Origin of the sequence: Aeromonas sp. FDAARGOS 1404 (genome assembly GCF_019047085.1) — a bacterium.
Classification (GTDB): domain Bacteria; phylum Pseudomonadota; class Gammaproteobacteria; order Enterobacterales; family Aeromonadaceae; genus Aeromonas; species Aeromonas veronii.
The window spans coordinates 2,697,020-2,716,411 of the sequence record NZ_CP077237.1; the positions used below are offsets into that span (position 1 = coordinate 2,697,020).

General features: G+C 58.5%; 19 protein-coding genes. 18 read left to right on the forward strand and 1 reads right to left on the reverse strand.

What is annotated here, in order from left to right; all coding sequences use genetic code 11:
• Positions 1 to 15 precede the first annotated feature (15 nt).
• The gene (locus tag I6L34_RS12550; protein ID WP_216954781.1) at positions 16 to 939 is read right to left on the reverse strand and encodes a 1-aminocyclopropane-1-carboxylate deaminase/D-cysteine desulfhydrase; all 924 of its coding nucleotides are present in this window, start codon (positions 937 to 939) and stop codon (positions 16 to 18) included.
• A gap of 87 nt (positions 940 to 1,026) precedes the next feature.
• Between I6L34_RS12550 and I6L34_RS12555 the strand changes: the two genes are divergently transcribed.
• From I6L34_RS12555 to I6L34_RS12640, 18 genes are all read left to right on the forward strand, one after another.
• Positions 1,027 to 1,890, forward strand: a complete 864-nt coding sequence (locus I6L34_RS12555; protein ID WP_005340015.1) for a hypothetical protein — start codon at positions 1,027 to 1,029, stop codon at positions 1,888 to 1,890.
• On the forward strand, positions 1,890 to 2,483 hold the full coding sequence (locus I6L34_RS12560) for a PilN domain-containing protein (protein ID WP_216954782.1): 594 nt from the start codon (positions 1,890 to 1,892) through the stop codon (positions 2,481 to 2,483). Before I6L34_RS12555 ends, I6L34_RS12560 begins: the two co-directional genes overlap by 1 nt.
• Positions 2,483 to 3,130 carry a hypothetical protein gene (locus I6L34_RS12565; protein ID WP_005340017.1) on the forward strand — a complete coding sequence of 216 codons (648 nt, stop codon included), beginning with the start codon at positions 2,483 to 2,485 and terminating at the stop codon, positions 3,128 to 3,130. The genes I6L34_RS12560 and I6L34_RS12565 overlap by 1 nt, the downstream gene beginning before the upstream one ends.
• Positions 3,123 to 3,452: an MSHA biogenesis protein MshK gene (locus tag I6L34_RS12570; protein WP_005342886.1), complete on the forward strand. Its 330-nt coding sequence runs from the start codon at positions 3,123 to 3,125 to the stop codon at positions 3,450 to 3,452. The genes I6L34_RS12565 and I6L34_RS12570 overlap by 8 nt, the downstream gene beginning before the upstream one ends.
• 70 nt (positions 3,453 to 3,522) lie before the next feature.
• A complete protein-coding gene (mshL, locus tag I6L34_RS12575) occupies positions 3,523 to 5,196 on the forward strand; it encodes a pilus (MSHA type) biogenesis protein MshL (protein ID WP_216954783.1) in 1,674 nt (557 codons plus the stop codon).
• 92 nt (positions 5,197 to 5,288) lie between these two features.
• On the forward strand, positions 5,289 to 6,179 hold the full coding sequence (locus I6L34_RS12580; RefSeq protein ID WP_075116156.1) for an ExeA family protein: 891 nt from the start codon (positions 5,289 to 5,291) through the stop codon (positions 6,177 to 6,179).
• Complete coding sequence (locus I6L34_RS12585; protein WP_058056300.1) at positions 6,176 to 7,255, forward strand: tetratricopeptide repeat protein; 1,080 nt, start codon at positions 6,176 to 6,178, stop codon at positions 7,253 to 7,255. Before I6L34_RS12580 ends, I6L34_RS12585 begins: the two co-directional genes overlap by 4 nt.
• A 74-nt stretch (positions 7,256 to 7,329) precedes the next feature.
• Positions 7,330 to 9,039 carry an MSHA fimbrial ATPase MshE gene (gene mshE, locus I6L34_RS12590; RefSeq protein ID WP_216954784.1) on the forward strand — a complete coding sequence of 570 codons (1,710 nt, stop codon included), beginning with the start codon at positions 7,330 to 7,332 and terminating at the stop codon, positions 9,037 to 9,039.
• Between the two features lie 3 nt (positions 9,040 to 9,042).
• A complete protein-coding gene (locus tag I6L34_RS12595) occupies positions 9,043 to 10,263 on the forward strand; it encodes a type II secretion system F family protein (RefSeq protein WP_216954785.1) in 1,221 nt (406 codons plus the stop codon).
• 20 nt (positions 10,264 to 10,283) lie between these two features.
• Complete coding sequence (locus tag I6L34_RS12600) at positions 10,284 to 10,745, forward strand: hypothetical protein (RefSeq protein WP_058056357.1); 462 nt, start codon at positions 10,284 to 10,286, stop codon at positions 10,743 to 10,745.
• Positions 10,746 to 10,822: 77 nt separating this feature from the next.
• On the forward strand, positions 10,823 to 11,494 hold the full coding sequence (locus I6L34_RS12605) for a prepilin-type N-terminal cleavage/methylation domain-containing protein (protein WP_058056303.1): 672 nt from the start codon (positions 10,823 to 10,825) through the stop codon (positions 11,492 to 11,494).
• A gap of 14 nt (positions 11,495 to 11,508) precedes the next feature.
• A complete protein-coding gene (locus I6L34_RS12610; RefSeq protein WP_042032245.1) occupies positions 11,509 to 11,943 on the forward strand; it encodes a prepilin-type N-terminal cleavage/methylation domain-containing protein in 435 nt (144 codons plus the stop codon).
• A gap of 85 nt (positions 11,944 to 12,028) precedes the next feature.
• Complete coding sequence (locus tag I6L34_RS12615; protein WP_050547840.1) at positions 12,029 to 12,475, forward strand: hypothetical protein; 447 nt, start codon at positions 12,029 to 12,031, stop codon at positions 12,473 to 12,475.
• Positions 12,462 to 13,022: a prepilin-type N-terminal cleavage/methylation domain-containing protein gene (locus I6L34_RS12620; protein WP_075116154.1), complete on the forward strand. Its 561-nt coding sequence runs from the start codon at positions 12,462 to 12,464 to the stop codon at positions 13,020 to 13,022. The genes I6L34_RS12615 and I6L34_RS12620 overlap by 14 nt, the downstream gene beginning before the upstream one ends.
• Positions 13,023 to 13,060: 38 nt before the next feature.
• Positions 13,061 to 13,951 (forward strand): PilW family protein, encoded by an 891-nt coding sequence (locus I6L34_RS12625; RefSeq protein ID WP_075116153.1) that lies wholly within the window; start codon positions 13,061 to 13,063, stop codon positions 13,949 to 13,951.
• A gap of 37 nt (positions 13,952 to 13,988) precedes the next feature.
• On the forward strand, positions 13,989 to 14,414 hold the full coding sequence (locus I6L34_RS12630) for an MSHA biogenesis protein MshP (RefSeq protein WP_141108923.1): 426 nt from the start codon (positions 13,989 to 13,991) through the stop codon (positions 14,412 to 14,414).
• The gene (locus I6L34_RS12635; RefSeq protein ID WP_216954786.1) at positions 14,414 to 18,145 is read left to right on the forward strand and encodes a DUF6701 domain-containing protein; all 3,732 of its coding nucleotides are present in this window, start codon (positions 14,414 to 14,416) and stop codon (positions 18,143 to 18,145) included. The genes I6L34_RS12630 and I6L34_RS12635 overlap by 1 nt, the downstream gene beginning before the upstream one ends.
• A gap of 204 nt (positions 18,146 to 18,349) precedes the next feature.
• Complete coding sequence (locus I6L34_RS12640) at positions 18,350 to 19,390, forward strand: rod shape-determining protein (RefSeq protein ID WP_005340051.1); 1,041 nt, start codon at positions 18,350 to 18,352, stop codon at positions 19,388 to 19,390.
• Positions 19,391 to 19,392: the final 2 nt, after the last annotated feature.

The following is a 19,392-nucleotide window of genomic DNA, read 5'->3' on the forward strand; positions in this document are numbered from 1 at the left end:
GCCGTAAGTCAGGGATCACAGTCGCCCCTGCTCCCGCAGCCCGGCGAGCCCTTGCATGCCGCCGGTGTGGATAAAGACGATTTTGCTGCCGGGGGCGATACGGCCTGCCGCCAGCTCGCGAAACAGCCCCCACATCGCCTTGCCGCTGTAGATAGGCTCAAGGGGCAGATCGGTCGTGGCGCTGAAATCCTGTACCCACTGCCAGAGGGCCGGGCTGAATTTGGCGTAGCCACCGTCGTGGTGATCGAGCGCGATGCGCCAGCCGGGGATATGGGCCGCCGCGGGATGGAGGCGACACACCTCGTCAGCGATAAAGCCGCCTCCTTTCAGTACCGCAATGGCGAGGATCTGCTCCCGATCCCGTTTGCCGGCGATCAGGCCCGCCAGAGTGCCGCCGCTGGCGCAGGGCAGTACCCAGAGATCCGGCGAGAAGGGCACTTCGCCGACCAGTTCCGCCACCCCGGGGATGGCCAGCGGGCTGCTACCCCCTTCCGGCACGATCAGGGTATCGGGGGCATCGAATTGGGCCAGCCAGTCGGGATCCTGCCGTCGCCGGTAACTCTGGCGGTCGACGAAAACGAGATCCATGCCCCAGTGCCGGGCATCCCGCAGGGTAGAGTTACTGACGGCGTCATATTCGCCCCGTATGATACCGGTAGTACGAAGACCAGATTGGCACCCCGCTGCCGCCAGCGCGTGGATATGATTGGAGTAGGCGCCGCCAAACGAGAGCAGATGCCGTTTGCCGTGCTCTTTGGCATGCAGCAGGTGGTACTTTAGCTTGCGCCACTTGTTGCCGGAGATGGCCGGATGGATCAGGTCATCCCGCTTGCACCACAGCTCGACGCCATAGCGGGTCAGCAACGGATGGTGGAGGCGTTGCAGGGGGGAAGGGAGGATGGCTTGACCCTCTGACTCGGCGGAAAGGTTGGCTTGCAATGGTGAGTCCGTCTTTTAATCTGGAGGCTAATCTGCTGTTTATGTTAATATTTCATACATTTAATCACTATTGATGGGCGGGCTTACATGAAACAACTGTTCAGACGGTCGACGCCAAGCCGCCAGGTCGGGCTCTTGCTGGCCAATGACAGGATCATGCTGGCTGCGGTGGGCAATCCCCCCGTCTTCGCGACGCGCACCATCAACGGCCCACAGGAGTGGGCAGTGGCCATGAACGAGCTGTTCAGCCGTCATGGGCTGGCCAAGTCTACGGTGCGGGTGGCCCTCGCCGCCAGCCTTTATCAACAGATCCAGATCGACAAGCCTGCCGTGCCTGACGCCGAGATGGCGGGGGCGCTTCCCTGGGCCATCAAGGACTATGTCAGCGAACCCGTGCTGCAACTGGCGATGGATTATGTGGACTTGCCCACCCCGCCTGCCGGTCGTCCGCGCATCAATGTGATCTGCCTGCCCAAGAGCCGGGTGCAACAGCTGGCCGATGCCATCAACGGCATCGCCACCCTGCAATCCATCATCAGCGACGAATTGGCGCTGACCTCTCTCTATGACGCTGACGAGACGGTGCGCATGCTGCTGTGGCAGCCCAAGGGGCAGGATCTGCAACTGCTGGTCTTCCATCAGGGCGGGCTTTGCTTCTCCCGCCAGCTGCGCGGTTTTACCAGCCTGACTGGCGAACATGAGCCGGATAGCATGCTGCTCGATTCACTGGCGCTGGAGATCCAGCGCTCCCTCGACTATCTGGCGGGCCAGCTGAAATTGCCCGAGCTGGGGCAGATGCAGTTTGCCGTCGCCTCGCCCTTTATCGGTACCCTGGTGCGCCACATGGAGCAGACCTTCGGCTTTGCCGTCTCCGCCATGGCCAACAAGGCGGTCTTGGCTGGCGTCGAATACCTCTCGGCCTACGCAGCCGCCATCGGGGAGGATGCGTGATGAAACGTCAGATAAACCTCTATGGCGCCGAGTTTCGCCCCAAGCGGCAGTGGGCCAGCCTCAATCAGATGGCGCTGGTATGGGGCTTTGCGCTGCTGCTGATCCTGTTGACGGGTGTCGGTTACAGCTGGCAACAGCAGCAGGTCAACCGGGCGCTGGCGCAGCGCTCTGCCGAGCTGGAACTCAAGCGCAGCGAGGCGCAGCGGCTCGATGCCGAGTTGGCGCGCCATCAGGCGGATCCCCGGCTGCAACAGCAACTGGTCAACATGCAGGATGAGCTGACGGCCAAGCAGGGGCTGATGCGCCAATTGGGCAGCCTGACCCTGCAAAAATCCCAGGGCTATGCCAGCGTGATGGCGGATCTCTCCCGCATTCGCAACAGCAACCTCTCGTTGCAGCGCATCGAGATCAACGAAGGGCGGATCAACCTCTCCGGCTTTGCCGGACGCAGTCAGGATGTACCGGCCTGGGTCAACCGCTTCAAGCAGACCCCGAGTCTGGTAGGCAAGGAGTTTGGTGAACTGACCCTGAGTCGTGACAAGGAGGGCCGTCTGACCTTCCAGTTGAGCGGCATTGCGCGGGAGAAACCCTGATGAACCTGAAAGCACAATGGCAGGCATGGGGCCAGCGTATCGCCGTGTTGAGCCAGCGGGAGCGGGTGTTGATCCTGCTGACTGGTCTGGTGCTGCTGGGCGCGGCCGGACTCTACGGCTGGCTCGATGGCGCCGATACCCGCCTGCAGCAGGATCGCATGGCCCTGAGCGCCGCCGAGCGCGACCTCGAGATCATGGAGCTGGAAAACCTCGGCAAACAGGCCCGGCTCAAGCGGGATCCCAATCAGGGAGTTCGCGACCAGCTGGCGCAAGTCGAGGCGGATCTGGCCCGGATCGACGATGAGCTGAAGGCCCAGACCGTCGATCTGATCCCGGCGCACGAGATGCCGCTGGTGCTGGAGGCGCTGCTCTCCCGCTCCGCCAACCTTCACATGCTGGCCCTCAGTTCGCTGGAGCCGACCCCGCTGATGGCGGGAGAGCAGAAGGTCAATCTCTACAAGCACGGTATCCGGCTTCAGCTTGAAGGCGGCTATTTCGATGTGTATCAATATCTTAAAGCGCTGGAAGCCTTGCCGCGGCACTTTTACTGGAAGCAGTTCGACTATCAGGTCAAAGCCTATCCCGGCGCGGTGGTGGAGATGGAGATCTACACCCTGAGTACCAGCAAGGAGTTTATCCGTGGCTAGAGTATTTGCGTTGTGCTGTTGCCTGTTCAGTTTGCTGGTACAGGCGGAGCAGGTCGAGGTATTGCAGGATCCCACCGCGCCACTGGCGGATGTGGCGGTTGGCGCCCGTGCGACCGGCGAGAGCAGCGCCGGTTTGCCGAAGCTGCAGAGTGTGGTGCTGGGCAATGGCCCGGCACTGGCGGTACTCAATGGCAAGAGTTATCGGGTCGGGCAACAGGTGGACGGCTATACGCTGGTGGCCATCAATGCCGATGCCGTGGTGCTGGAAAAGGCGGGAAAACGCCATGCGGTAACACTGTTTGCCAGCAAGATCCGGGTTTGAGTCGTGCTTGCCTCTCGAGAGGTGAATCGGCTTTATCGAGTTTAATTGCAAGTCAGGGTGCCCTAATTACATGAAAAAACACCGTCTCTGTCTGATCACCGTGGCCATGATGGCTGCAGGCTGTACCACGTATCAGCACCCCGAGCCGACCCAGGCGAAGGATGCCCTCAAACAGGCCATGAACGAACAGCAGAAACAGGCTGCCCCTCTGACCGCCTTGCCCAAATCGGTGCAAAGTGAATTGCTGCAGTTGAACCGGCCGCAGATACCGGTCGGCATGCCGGAGAAGCGGCTGCGTATCGCGGCTCACGACGTGGAGGCGGTGGAGTTTTTCGGTTCCCTGTTCAAGGGCTCCCGCTACAGCGTGGCGGTGCACCCCGGGGTGGCCGGGCTGGTCTCCGTCGAGCTCAAGGATGTGACTCTGCCGGAAGTGCTGGCGGTGGTGGGCGACATGTACGGCTTCGACGTGCAGCGCAAGGGCAATGTCTTCCATATCTATCCGGCGGGTCTGCGCACCGAAACCATCCCGGTCAACTACCTGATGATGTCCCGTCGTGGCCTCTCCCGCACCTCGGTCAGCACCGGCGGGGTGACGGCCAATGACAGCAATAACAGCAGCGACAGCAGTTTTGACAATGCATCGAACAACAACAGCGGCAGCAACAGCTCAACCAGCAACAACTCGAGCGGTGACAACAACAACGGCACCCGTATCGAAACCGACACCAACAGCGACTACTGGACCGATCTGCGCGACTCCCTGCAGACCCTGATTGGCACGGGTGACGGTCGCGCCGTGATCACCAGCCCGCAGGCAGGTCTGGTCACCATTCGCGCCTACCCGAAAGAGCTCAAGGCGGTGCGTGAATTCCTGACCCAGTCCGAGAGTCACCTCAAGCGGCAGGTGGTGCTGGAGGCGCGGATCATCGAAGTTGCCCTCAACGAAGGGTATGAACAGGGGGTCGACTGGAGCGGTCTCTCCGCCAGTTGGGATGGCAACAAGGGGATTACCGGTGGCCAGTCGCTTGCCAATACTCAGCTGCCCAGCACCCCCAACCAGATCTTCAGTGCGCTGGGCGGCGGCGCCGGTTTCAAGATCTCTGATGGCAACTTCAATGTGGCGGTCAACCTGCTCAAGACCCAGGGCGATGTGAATACCCTCTCCAGTCCCCGTGTCACCGCAACCAACAACCAGAAAGCGGTGATCAAGGTGGGGACGGACGAGTATTACGTCACCAATGCGTCCACCACCATTACCACTACCTCGACGGGCACAGACAAGACACCTAACGTGGAGCTGACCCCCTTCTTCTCCGGTATAGCGCTGGACGTAACGCCGCAGATCGATGAAGAGGGGAAGGTGCTGCTGCATATCCATCCCTCGGTTATCGATACCGAAGAGCAAAACAAGGTGATCGACATGGGTACCTCGGGTGGCAAGTTGCAACTGCCGCTCGCCAAGAGCTCGATCCGCGAATCCGATACCGTGGTGCAGGCCAATAACGGTGACATCATCGTTATCGGCGGTCTGATGAAGACCGACAAGCAGGAGATCGTCAGCAAGGTGCCGCTGCTGGGGGATATTCCCTGGGTGGGTGAAGCCTTTACCAACCGCCGCGAGAGCACCAAGAAGGTGGAGCTGGTGATCATGCTCAAACCGACCGTGGTGGAGAAAGATACCTGGCAAAACGAGCTGCAACGCTCCTCCGAGCTGCTCGACAAGTGGTATCCGGCCAAGGGCTGACCCATGACACCAGATGCGGTCACCCTTATCCCGAACGGCCTGTGCTGCCTTGCCAGCACAGGCGGCTTGCTTGTCGTGGCAGGTGAGGTCCCATGTACCTGACCCACTTCGGCCTGCAGGAGGCGCCGTTCAGCCTCACCCCCAATACCGGCTTCTACTACGGCCTGCCGCCTCACGAAGAGGCGCTGCAGGTGCTCAACTGGGCGCTGGCGCAGGGGGAGGGCTTTATCAAGGTGACCGGCGAGGTGGGTACAGGCAAGACCCTGCTCTGCCGCAAGCTGCTCAGCGAGCTGGGTTCGGAAGCCCGTCCGGTGCGGCTTGCCTGGTTGCCCAATCCCCATCTCACTCCGGCCGAGCTGCGTATCGCGCTGGCGCTGGAGCTGGGGTTGGCGGTACGGGATCAGAGCGAGCTGGATCTGACCGATCGTATCCATCGTCACCTGATCAGCCTGCACCAGCAGGGCAGCCGGGTGGTGGTGCTGCTCGACGAGGCGCAAGCGCTGCCGGACGAGACGCTGGAGGCGATCCGCCTGTTCGGCAATCTCGAGACCGAATCGAGCAAGCTGCTGCAGATCGTGCTGTTCGGCCAGCCGGAGCTGGATACCAGACTGGGCAAGCCGCATCTACGCCAACTGCGCCAGCGGATTGGCTTCTCCTACTGCCTGCGGCCGCTGCGTTTTGACGAGACTCGCGCCTATCTGGAGCACAGATTGCAGGTCTCCGGTTACCGCGGGGCACCGCTGTTTGCAGGTCGCGCCATGCGCCTGTTGTGGCGCGCATCGCGAGGGATCCCGAGACTGATCAATATCCTGGCGCAGAAGTGCTTGATGCTGGCCTATGGTCAGGGTGTGCGCCAGATCGATAGCCATCTGGTACGGCTCGCCATTCGCGATACCGACGATGCCAGCCGCTTTGCACCACGGCGCTGGTGGCCCCTGTTACTGTTGCTGGGGTGCGCCCTGGCTTATGGAGTCTGGCCATGAGCGTCATCAACCAGATGCTGAAAGATCTGGATCAGCGTCAGCAAGGATCCGATGGCGCTGCCGTCTATATTGCCCCTGCGCGTCAGCAGGGATGGTGGATGTTGCTGCTGACCCTGATCTGCGGTCTGGCACTGGGGATCCTCGGTTGGCGAACCTGGATCTACTGGCAGCAGACCCATACCGTGACGGCTGCCAGTGAAGTGATCGCCCCCGATGTGGTGGCAAGGGCCGCCGCGCCAGTCAGCCCGCCCGAGTCGGTCGAGGTGGCGGCCGCGCTGCCGTTGCCAAGTCAGGACGAGGTGAATGATGAGGCAGGGGTGAGTGAATCGGGCGACACGGCCTATGGGGCGCCCTTTGATGCCTCCAGCGATGTTGACGAGTCCGAGCCGACCGATGAAGAGCTGCAGCCCGAGCTTTACGCCGAACTGGCGGCAGAGCAGCAGGCAGTCGCCAGCGCGCCGCGCAAACCGAGCGTATTGAAGATCGAGACGGTGGAGCTGTCGGCCAAGGAGCTGGCGGCACTGGCGGAGCGCAAGGCGACTACCGCCATGGCCAAGGGAAGCCTGCGGGATGCGCAGGACAACTACTATCAGGTGCTGGCCCACGATCCCTATAACCAGGGGGCGCGCGAGCAGCTGGCGGGGTTGCTCTACGGCGAGGGCCGCCTGACCGAGGCACGTCAGCTACTGGAGGAGGGGATCCGGCTCGATCCCCAACAGGCCGATTTTCGTCTGCTACTGGCCCGCCTTGCCATCAGCGAGGGGCAGCAGCAGCAAGCGCTTGGCTGGCTGTCCGGTTATCAGCCAGATCTCGCCAGCAACATGGACTACTACGCCACCTGGGCCGGGCTGACTCAGGAGCTGGGCCAGAATGCCGATGCGGCGGCGCTCTATGTGAAGCTGCTGCGTCAGCAGCCGGATCAGGGCCGCTGGTGGCTTGGCCTCGGTGTGGCCGAGGATGGCCAGGGTCACAGCCAACGGGCGCTCGATGCCTATCGCAACGCCCTGCTGCACGGCAACCTCGGCGAGGCGTCGACCAACTGGCTGGAACAACGAATTGGTCAACTAACCCCTTGATAAACAGCAGGTTCGATTAGCTAAGCCTAATCGGATGCGGCAACGGGTGTGAAGTAACAGAGATCGGAGCAAACATGGCACAACCCAGACTGAAAATGCGCCTCGGCGACCTGCTGGTACAAGAGCAGATCATCTCTGATGATCAGCTGCAGCTTGCCCTGCAGCAGCAGCGTCAGACCGGCCGCAAGCTGGGCACCACTCTCATCGACCTCGGCTTTATCAGCGAGGTGCAGCTGTTGCAGTTCCTTGCCCGCCAGCTGGATGTGCCCTTCTTCGATCTTAACAACCTCACCATCGACGCCGCCGCGGTGCCGCTGCTGCCCGAAGTGCAGGCGCGTCGCTATCGGGCGCTGGCGGTCAACCTTACCGACGACAAGGTGACGGTGGCGATGTCGGATCCGGCCGATCTGAGCGCACTTGATGCCGTCGCCGCCCTGCTCAGCCCGCGCATCATGGTGTTGGCGGTGGCGCGGGAAGGGCAGCTGCTGGAATATTTCGATCGCCTCTATCGCCGTACCCGCGAGATTGAGAGTTTCGCCGAACAGCTGCAGGAGGAGTATCAGGACTCCGGCTTCGAGCTGGGCTCCAGCAATCTGGGGGCTAACGACGAGGGGGAGGCGACGGTGGCCAAGCTGCTGCGCTCCCTGTTTGAGGATGCGGTGCAGGTAGGGGCGTCGGATATCCACATCGAGCCGGACGAGAAGGTGCTGCGGATTCGCCAGCGGATCGACGGCATCCTCCACGAGAATATCCTCAACGAGGTGCGCATCGCCCAGGCGCTGGTGCTGCGCCTCAAGCTGGTGGCTGGGCTCGATATCTCCGAGAAGCGCTTGCCGCAGGATGGCCGTTTCAATATGAAGGTGCGTGGTCGCGATGTGGATGTGCGGATGTCCACCATGCCGGTGCAGTATGGCGAGTCTGTGGTGATGCGTCTGCTGGATCAATCCTCCGGCATCCTGTCGCTGACCGAGACCGGCATGCCGCCTGAGATCTTGACCCGTTTCCGTCGCCAGCTCAAACGGCCACACGGGATGATCCTGGTGACCGGCCCGACCGGTAGCGGCAAGACCACCACCCTCTATGGCGCCCTCTCCGAGCTCAACCAGTCCAGCAACAAGATCATCACGGTAGAAGACCCGGTGGAGTATCGTCTCTCCCGCGTCAATCAGGTGCAGGTCAACCCCAAGATCGGCCTCACCTTCTCCAACGTGCTGCGCTCCACCCTGCGTCAGGATCCGGACATCCTGCTGGTGGGGGAGATGCGGGACAACGAAACGGTTGAGATCGGCTTGCGTGGCGCCATCACAGGTCACCTGGTGCTGACCACACTGCACACCAACGATGCGGTGACCAGTGCCTTGCGCCTTATCGACATGGGGGCGCCCGGCTATCTGGTGGCGAGCGCCCTGCGGGCGGTAGTCGCCCAGCGGCTGGTGCGGCGGGTATGTGAGCACTGCGTCGAGGAGAGGGCGCCCGACGAAGGGCAGGCCACCTGGCTCACCGTGCTCTCCGGCGAGGCGCTTGGCCAGCATACCTATCACAAGGGCCGGGGTTGCCAGAGCTGCAACTTTACCGGTTATTCCGGCCGGATCGGGGTCTACGAGCTGCTGGAGCTGGATCAGCCGATGATGGATGCCTTGCGCCGCAACGATGCGGAAGGGTTCGCCAAAGCGGCCCGGCAACATGAACACTACCGGCCGCTGGCCCTCACTGCCCTCGATTATGCCCGTCAGGGGATCACCTCGGTGGATGAGGTGCTGCGACTGGCCGAGGATTTGGGGTAAGCGATGGCTAACTTTGCCTACAAGGGGCGTGACGGCCAGGGCAACGCCACCAGTGGCGTGGTCGAAGCGGCCAACGAGATGGCGGCCGCCGAACAGCTGATGCGCCGTGGCGTGATGCCCACCGAGCTCAAACCGGGCAAGGCCAAATCCGCAGCCATCGACTGGTCATTGTTGCTGGAAGGGAGCGTCAAGCTGGACGAGCTGGTGATCTTCAGCCGTCAGATGTATGCCCTGACCCGGGCTGGGATCCCGATCCTGCGCGCCATTGCCGGGCTGGAGGAGAGCACTCACAGCAAGCCGCTCAAGCGGGCGCTTCACTCTCTGGGGGAAGATCTTGGCAACGGTCGCCCGCTCTCCAGCTCGATGCAGGCGCACCCCAAGGTGTTCAGCAGCCTGTTTGTCGCCATCATCCATGTGGGTGAGAACACAGGTCAGCTGGAAGAGGCCTTCTTGCAGCTCGCCAACTATTTCGAGCTGGAGCTGGAGACTCGCAAGCGGATCAAGACCGCCATGCGCTACCCCAGCTTCGTGATGATCGCCATCGGTATCGCCATGGTGATCCTTAATATCATGGTGATCCCGGTGTTTGCTGGCATGTTCGCCAAATTCGGGGTGGAGTTGCCGCTGGCGACCCGCATTCTGCTCGCCACCTCGCACTTTTTTGTCAACTACTGGTGGCTGCTGCTCGCCATTCTGGCGGGGATGGTGTTCGGTTGGCGCCGCTGGGTCGCCACCACCAAGGGCAAGCTGACCTGGCACCGCTGGCAGCTCAAGTTGCCGATCGTCGGCACCATCATAGAGCGCTCCCTGCTGGCCCGTTTTGCCCGCAGTTTTTCCATGATGCTCAAGGCCGGGGTGCCGCTAAACACGGCGCTGACCCTGGTGGCCGATGCGGTGGATAACGCTTATATGGCGGGGCGGGTGCGGGATATGCGCGCCGGTATCGAGCGGGGCGAGAGCCTGCTTCGCACCGCCAGCAGCAGCGGCCTGTTCACCCCGCTGGTGATGCAGATGATCGCCGTGGGGGAGGAGACCGGTCAGGTCGATGACCTGCTGCACGAAGCGGCCGAGTATTACGAGCGCGAGGTGGATTATGACCTCAAGAGTCTCACCGCCCGCATCGAGCCGATCCTGATCGGGATCGTGGCAGTAATGGTGTTGATCCTGGCGCTGGGTATCTTCACGCCAATGTGGGACATGATGCGAGCCGTAAGAGGCAAGTGATCGGTGGGGTCGAAGGCTGGATGAACAGACAGACGCAGCAGGATGATCGCTGGCTGACCGGATATAGGCGGATCGCCGTGATCATCCTGTTGATGGTGATTGTTGCTACGTTGGTGCGTAGCTATCAGGGCCACCGGGAAGAGGCGCAGCAGCTCACTCTCACCTTGCTGGGGGAGCAATTTGCCGAGCGGGCACAGCGTTTGCACGGCATTTGGCTCGATGAGCGGCGCCCGCAGACTCTGCATGTCTCTGGCAAGGGGTGGCAGTTTGACGCCCGGGGTTGGCCCTTGGGGCTGGTGCCGCTGCAATCCCCTTCGGAAAATTGCCGTCAGTTGTGGCTGGCACTGATGGGTGAGACGAAGGGGGGCATGCCTCCCCTGCAAGTTCTGGCCCGCCCCGATGGCAGTGGTTGCGAGATGGGGTGGGATGGTTATTGGCTGGTTTATCAGTTTTCTGACGGGCGGGTGATGAAAAAGCCTTGAATGAAGCTAATCATATGACCCAACTACATGATTTTTTTGGGCCTGCATGAAATAATGCGGGGCATTACGGAGGGAGCATGACAATGAAACCAATGGCACCAACAATGCCGAAAAACGGGATGCGAAGACGGTCTGCCGGCTTTTCCCTCATTGAGCTGGTGATCGTTATCGTGATCCTGGGGATCCTGGCGGTGACTGCACTGCCGCGCTTTCTCGATGTGACTGACGAAGCGAAAAAGGCTAGCGTGGAAGGGGTCTCTGGCGGTTTTGCTACCGGCGTTTCACTGGTGCGGGCGCAATGGGAGGCGGAAGGTCGCGCCAAACAGGACAGCCTCAACACCGTGCTTTATGACGGTAGTCGTTTCTATCTGACCACTCCGACCGATACCCAGATCACTAACGGCGAGCTGTCGCCCGGCTATCCCATGGATACCGTTGCCAGCGGTAATCCCGATGTGGATCCGGCCAATCTGACCGCCGAACGTTGTCTCAATATTTGGGAGGGGTTACTGCAAAACCCGCCCAAGGCTACGGCCAGCTTCAATGAAGTACGCGGTAGCGGCAATGACCTGAAATACTATGCCACAGTGAGCAGTAATGGACTGGATTCGGTCTGCCGTTACTATTTGGTCAATAGTTTGAGTAAGGGCAGTGATGGCAAGTATCAGGATCCGCAAGGCAAGACTGATGCATTTATGAGTTTCAGTTACCGTCCGGCGTCCGGTCAGGTGACCACCAATATTAACTGACAGAGGAAAGTGAAATGAAAAAACAGGCGGGTTTTACCCTGATCGAACTGGTTATCGTGATCATCATTCTGGGTATTCTGGCGGTCACCGCTGCACCCAAGTTCCTGAATCTGCAGGATGATGCTCGTAAAGCAGCTGCTGATGGAGTTAAAGCATCTCTGCAGAGTGCTTCACAAATGGTTTATAGCAAAGCCGCTATTCAAGGAATTGAGTCAACTTCAGGGGCTGTCTCAATTGCAGGTACCACTGTTAACACTATTTATGGTTATCCAACCACTACTGATGTTGACAAGACTGTTACTCTGGACGGTTGGGCTGTTGTGTCAGGTACTCCTGGTACTTTCAAGCCTAATGATCAAGCCAATGGCAAGTGCTCGGTCACTTACACTCAACCTGGTGCTGCTGGAAGTGCACCAAGCATTGCTGTAGCCACTGATTGCGGTAAATAAAACATTTTGGGGAGGGGAAACCCTCCCATTTTTAGTCGGAGTATCAGTGTCCAAAATACGAGGCTTTACCCTTATCGAGCTCGTAATGGTGATCCTGTTACTCGGGATTCTAGCCGCCTTTGCCGTGCCCAAATGGCTGGGCAAAGGCGGCTTTGAAACTCAAACCGTACGTGACGAACTGCTGACCCGGCTGCGGCTGGTACAGACCGTCAATATGCACGAACCGGCCAATCGTTGTACCTCACTACTTGTTGAATCTGGCCAATTTGGCCACAGCACAGAATCCCCATGTGATAATCCTGCGGCCATATCGAGCTGGAATGCTAATCAGCACACCCGTGGTCGGTTGGTGACCGCCTCTGACGGAATCACTCTTTCCCTGAACAGCAACAAAAGTTTCGTACTCCGCTTCGATCAGATGGGCCGCCCGCTTGGTAGCTGCGCCGGTGGCTGCGAGCTGCAAGTCACCGATGGTCGTGAAACCAGCCGTATCAAGATTGAATCCGAGGGGTTTATTCATGAGATCCCTTAAGCGTGGTTTCACCCTGATTGAGCTGATCGTCGGCATAGTGCTGCTGGCGGTGGCCTTGACCGGCATATTGGGGTTACTCATCAATCAGGCGCCGCAGGCGGTGGATCCGGTGCAGCAGGTGCGTGCCGCCCAGTTGGCTCAGCGTCTGACTGGCGAGATCCTGCAAAAGTCGTTTGATGAACATTCGGATCATAACGGTGGTCGTTATCGTTGTGGCGAGCAGGTGGCAGGGGTGACCATCTCTTCCTGCTCCACCAGTTATGGCCCGGATGGCGAGCCCGCATCCTATGCCTATAACGATGTGGATGATTTCGATACCGCAGGTAATTGGGTGGATGCCAACACGCTGACCCAACCTGAGGTGGGTGTCAGCAGCGAGGAGTATCGCAACTATCAGGTGAAAATTGCGGTGAGTGGAGCCGATTTCAGCGACGGCACCTTCAAGAGTTGTGTCGCCCCCTGCTCTGTGGGCAAGCGCATTGATCTGCAGATCAAGCTACCGGATCAGAGCGTGCTCGACTTCTCTTTTTATCGGGGTAATTACTGATGGATCGCTCCGCTGTCGGGTGTTGCTTGCCTGTCCGAATGTCCGCGCCTGTAACCACTTCCGGCGTTCGATTACGCCTGGCGGCCAATCGAACCGACCGTAAACCTCAGGGTAATCGTGGCTTTACCCTGGTCGAGCTGGTGATGGTTATCCTGCTGCTCGGGATAATGGCGACCTTTACCAGCCAGTTTATCGGTATCGGTACCCAGATTTATGGCGATGCCAGCAGCCGCGAGCAGCTGATGAGCGATGCCCGCTTCGCCATGGAGCGGCTTAACCGCGAACTGCGCGATGCGGTGCCGGGATCGGAGCGGATCGAGACGACTGGCGGGACATGGGTCGACACCGGCGCCTGTTTGCGGTTCTGGCCCATCAGCACCTCGAGCCGCTATCTGGCACTTAACCGCGCCATGTCGGGGAGCACGGCCACCCTTGAGCTGGTGATGGCGACCCCGGCTTCTGCTGCCAATCCGCTGGATGTGGATGCCACTGCCGTCAAAAAAGATGATCAGCTGATCGTCTTCCCCGTGCCGGACAAAAAAGTCGGTTCGCTCACGGCAGGCTGCGATTATGGCCGTTGTGTAGCCAGGGTTACCGATGTGCTGACGCCCGTATCCGGAGCGCAAACTATCCGCTATACCAGCACCGAGAGTCTGACTGGCCTCTCTCCTGGCAGCCGGGTCTACTTTGCCAACCAGCAGGTACGTTACTGTGTGGAAGGAAACACGCTGACCCGCGCTACCGCGCCCATTGGGGCATCCTTACCTGCACAGGGCGTGTTGATGGCGGATTCCCTTCGCATAGGCACCTTCTATAGAGAAACCTCGGCGTTTAACGCCGAAGGGGAGTTTGGTATGCGTTTTGTGTTCGAGCGCAAGGGGGAGTCGGTCACCTTCAACCACAAGATAGAGGTGTTCAATGTGCCCTGATCCACAGGCTTTCGGACGGATGCGAGGCAGTGCCTTGATGATCGCCCTGTTTGTGATTGTGGTGATGGCGCTGCTGGCGGCTGCAATGGGCCGTTTTCTGGTCGATAGTGGTGAGAAAAATACCGTGGAGGTGCGCAGCGTGCGTGCCCTGCTGGCCGCCCAGAGCGGGCTGGAAGTGGCACTCTATCGGTTGTTCCCCAAGCGCACGCTTGCCCAACCGAACCCACCTGCGGTCTGCCTGGCAAGCAGCCCACTGAGTTTTGCCAGCAATCCAGGGTTGACCAACTGTCAGGCTGTGGTTCGTTGCGCCACGGTGCCGGTGACCTACAACGGATCTGTGACCAATGGCTATCGTCTCGAGAGTATCGGAACCTGTGGCAGTTCCGACCTTAACAGTGCCAACCCTTATTTTGCCGTGAGCCGAACCCTGATGGTCGAAGCTTATGATGGAGGAACTCCCTGATGCGCAATTTATGGATCGTCGCAGCCGTGTGGCTATTTAGTGGCGCAGCAGGGGCGTTTCAGCAGATTGATAGTGAAACCTTTTTTCCCGCGGTGGCGCAAGGGCATCGAGGTGATGGTGGAGGTACCTGCTCAACCGGTAGTGGGGGGCGTCTGGAACAATATGGCACTGCTCGTATCAATGGTACACAAGGGGCTGATTTAAATTTTTGTTCTTCAAACTCCCCATTACCAGAAAGAGGTTGCGATACAGTTGAGAGTGGAGATCGGCGTTGTACCATCGCGGGCTCCCGGGAGCTTGCATTACCCATCACCGGTGAAAACGTATTTTTAACCAGTTCTAACGCAGGCGGTAACGTAACCTGTAACTCTTCACTGCTCATTGGTTCAAATGTGCAAAGTCAGTTTCGAGACCTCACACTTAATAATGGCTGCAGGCTCACTTTTTCAGATAGCCAGAGTGAATACCGACTACGGACATTAACAATCAATAATGGTGGCAAGGCCATTCTTCCGGCTGGTGATTATTATATAAATTCGTTGAATCTATTTGGTGGTAGCCTCATTGAGGCTCTTGGACAGGTAAGAATATTTGTCAATAACTCTACATCACTAGAAAATGCCAGCTTGTTACGTGCAAACGGTGGTTCTATTCTATTATTTGGCTATAACAGTATAACTATGAATAGCAGCAGTCGTGTTGATGGCTATGTTTACAGCAATCAAACGCTAACAATGGAAGGTAGTTCTGTTATCAATGGTCGAGTCAGTGCTCGCAATTTATTGATGTATAACAATGCAGTGATAAATATAAGTGCTGATACCCCATTGTCACAATGTTTCAGTGACGATTTTTCGAGACCAAGTCTGGGCGATAACTGGGTTGTATCTCAGAGAAATAATAGTGAGTTGCCATCTATTCAGAGCAGTCGCTTGCGGATGACCCGAAATATTGGCAATCAGGCCACCTCTGCTACCTATCAGCGTTTATTCCCGGCTGCAAACAACTTGGTTGAAGTAACCTTTCGTTATTATGCATGGTCACCCACTTGGTTTAATACCGGGGGGGATGGATTAGCGGTGATTCTTTCTGATGCGACAGTAACCCCGCAGCCTGGTAGTTTTGGTGGCGCGCTCGGTTATGCTCAACGTGATAATGGAACGCCCGGTTTTGCCGGTGGTTGGCTTGGCGTCGGTCTTGACGAATATGGAAACTTTTCCAACGGTAATGAAGGAAAAGTTGGTGGCCCGGGATTCCGTGCTCAAGCAATTGCGATTCGGGGGGGCGTCGGTTCAAGTTATCGCTATTTGGCAGGCACGGCGGCCAATCTTAATCCCAAGATTGATGTGAGTGGCACCAGTTCCGCCCAGCCCGGCCATCTCTATCGGTTAAGGATTGATTCACGTGTGGCTGGCCGCTCCATGGTCTCGCTGGATAGAAACACTGGCTCCGGATTTAGTACCCTGGTTGCGCCATTCGATGCGATGGCGACCGCTGGGCAGGAGCAGGTTCCTGCAGATTTTTTGCTGTCGCTTACAGGGTCAACTGGAGGCGCCAACAATAACCATGAGCTGGATGATATCCAGATCTGCGCCCTGCGCTCCAACCCGATCGGGGTGCAGATTGATCATTTCCAACTTGATCACTCCGGTCAGCCACTGACCTGCAATCCCGAGACGGTGACGGTCAAGGCGTGCGCCGATGCAGCATGTTCCACGCTTATCACAGACCCGGTTACTGCAACCCTGAGTCTTACCCCAACTTCTGCCAGCAATGGTTGGATTGGCGGCAATACGGTGACCTTTAGCAGCGGTTCGACCACGGTGCAGTTGCGCAACAATACGCCGACCGCGGTGACCATAGGCGTTTCCGGCTCGACTCCGACGACCAAGCCATTCAGTACCACCTTGTGCAAGGCCGGGGCCGGTACGCCCAGTGCGGCAGCCTGTACCCTGAACTTTGCCGATAGCGGTTTCTTCTTTGATGTGTCTGATACTTATTCCAACCAGCCTCAGGATGTGACTATCAGTGCGGTCAAAAAAGACGACATTACCAAGCAATGTGTGCCCGGATTTACCGGCGTGAGGTCTGTCGGCTTTTGGGGAACGTACAACAATCCAAATACCAATAACTTTGGTAGCAAGATCTCGATAGATGGCAATGCCATCGCTACCTATGCCGCCAGTGTTCCTTCACCAACGCCAACCACCCTTAACCTGGCTTTTGATAATCAGGGTAAAGCGACCTTGAAAAAAGTGACCTACCCGGATGCGGGTCAGATGCAGCTTTCAGCCAGTCATAATGGCAGTGGTGAGACGGCGGGTCTGGTGATGAAGGGGGCCGACACGTTTGTGGCACGTCCGGTCGGCCTGTGCATTACGCCCCCGCAAGGGGGCTGCGCGGCTGGTGACAGCAGTTGTCCGGTCTTCAAAAAAGCGGGGGAGGCGTTCCAGGTAGATATCAAGGCGATGGCCTGGGAATCCGCCAATGATGGGGATATCTGCGTCGGGAATCAGACTACGCCCAACTTTTCCCTGCCCAATATTGCTCTGGGCAGTACGCTGGTGGCACCCAATCCGGGCACCAATGCAACGCTGGGTACTACCGCCTATAGCCATGTGGCTGCGGCCAACAGTGCCAATAACGTTAGCCAGACCGTGAGCGAGGTGGGAGTGTTCCGGATGACGGCGACGCCACCGGCGGCAAAGTCGCCAGAAGGAAGCACTATATCTACGGGCTATTTCGGCTATACCATCCCTCCCGCCAGCAGCATGCCGGTGGGCCGCTTCGTACCCTGGGATTACAGTTTGAGTAATGGTTTTATCACGCCTGCCTGCAATGCCTTTACATATATGAGCCAGCCCTTTGCCAGCGGTTTTGTCCTCACTGCACGCAATCTGCAGAAAGGGACGACAGAGAACTATAAGGGGGCGTTCGCTAAAGGTGTTGCTGAGATGGTGGCTGCCAATGCTCTGGATGGGGTTGCGCGTGACAAGCGTATTACACTATCTCCCTCGCTCAGCTGGGCAAGTGGTATTGCGAGCGTTAATCAGCAGTCACCTTTGGGGCTGAATACTCGCTTTGATCGTGCAGCGAGTCCAGAAGCACCTTTCGCCACGTTGAGCTTTGGTCTCAAAGTCGATGATAAGGATGGCGGCAATACACTGTTGGCTAATCCAAATATGAATACTGCTGTCGCTGGGACATGTTCCGGATCGGGGTGTAATGCGGTGCTGCTGGGTACTCAAAAGCTGTTGTACGGCCGCCTGCAGGCTGGTACGGCGGCGGGCCTGGCCTCGGCGCCGCTGGCCATTCCACTGCAGATGCAATATTACGAAGGGGGCAACTGGCTGCAAAACAAGGAAGATAAATGTACCCAGCTCTCTTTGGCCAATCAGGGGTTCACTTTCCTCAATTCGAGTCACACCTTTGATGCGGCGACTCGCGAGCTGAATCTGGGGGCGGGTCGCAAGATCAAGCTGGGGTTGGGTAGTTCTGCACCGGGTGGGGATGCTGCACTGGCGAAAGAAGGGGAGATCCTGTTCCACTTTGCCAAGCCGGACATCTCGGTGCGCATCCCCTACAAGGTCGAATTGGCAAAACAGCCATCATCGCCACTCTGGTTGTCTGACCCAACGAGTGCCAATGACGGCAACCTGCAAGGTGAGGCCATTTTCGGCTCCAGCCGGGGTAATGACAGAATTATTTATCGGCGCGAAGTATTGCATTGAATGATGTGAAAGGGGGGCTGGCTCAACAGCATCCCCCTAAATCCTTGTTTATTAGTGTTTGCAAGCGTGTGCGAGTGAGTGATGACTCGCATTTTTGTCGCGCCTGATTGATTGGCGACAGTTTGAGCGCTTGCCCATTGGGGTGGGCATTGGTAAAGTTAGCCGGTTTTCTGCACCTCCAAATTCTTAGGATTTCCCGTAGCCATGTTCAAAAAGCTCAGAGGCGTCTTTTCCAACGATCTGTCGATCGATTTGGGAACTGCCAACACCCTGATCTATGTAAAAGATCAAGGGATCGTCCTTAACGAACCCTCAGTTGTCGCCATTCGCCAAGAGCGCGGGAACGCCAAATCGGTCGCTGCTGTCGGTCATGCCGCCAAGCAGATGCTGGGCCGTACCCCGGGCAACATTTCCGCAATCCGCCCGATGAAAGATGGCGTGATCGCCGATTTCTATGTGACCGAGAAGATGCTGCAGCACTTCATCAAGCAGGTTCACGACAACAACTATTTCCGCCCCAGCCCGCGCGTGCTGGTGTGTGTACCCTGCGGTTCAACCCAGGTTGAGCGTCGCGCCATCAAGGAGTCCGCACTGGGCGCCGGTGCCCGTGAGGTCTACCTGATCGACGAGCCTATGGCTGCTGCCATCGGTGCCGGCCTGCCGGTATCCGAAGCGACCGGTTCCATGGTGGTTGATATCGGTGGTGGTACCACTGAAGTGGCCATCATCTCCCTGAACGGTGTGGTCTACTCCCAGTCCGTCCGTATCGGTGGCGACAAGTTTGACGAGGCGATCATCAGCTACGTCCGTCGCAACTACGGCAGCCTGATCGGTGAAGCCACTGCCGAGCGCATCAAGCACGAGATTGGCTCCGCCTATCCGGGCGAAGAGGTGCGCGAGATTGAAGTCCGTGGCCGCAACCTGGCTGAAGGTGTACCGCGCAGCTTCACCCTCAACTCCAACGAAATCCTGGAAGCGCTGCAAGAGCCGCTGTCCGGCATCGTCGCTGCCGTCATGGTAGCGCTGGAGCAGTCTCCGCCGGAACTGGCTTCCGACATCTCCGAGCGCGGCATGGTGCTGACCGGTGGTGGCGCACTGCTGAAAGATATCGACCGTCTGCTGATGGAAGAGACTGGCATTCCTGTCGTCGTGGCTGAAGATCCCCTCACCTGTGTGGCCCGTGGCGGCGGCAAGGCGCTAGAGCTGATCGATATGCACGGTGGCGATCTGTTCCACTACGAATAAGA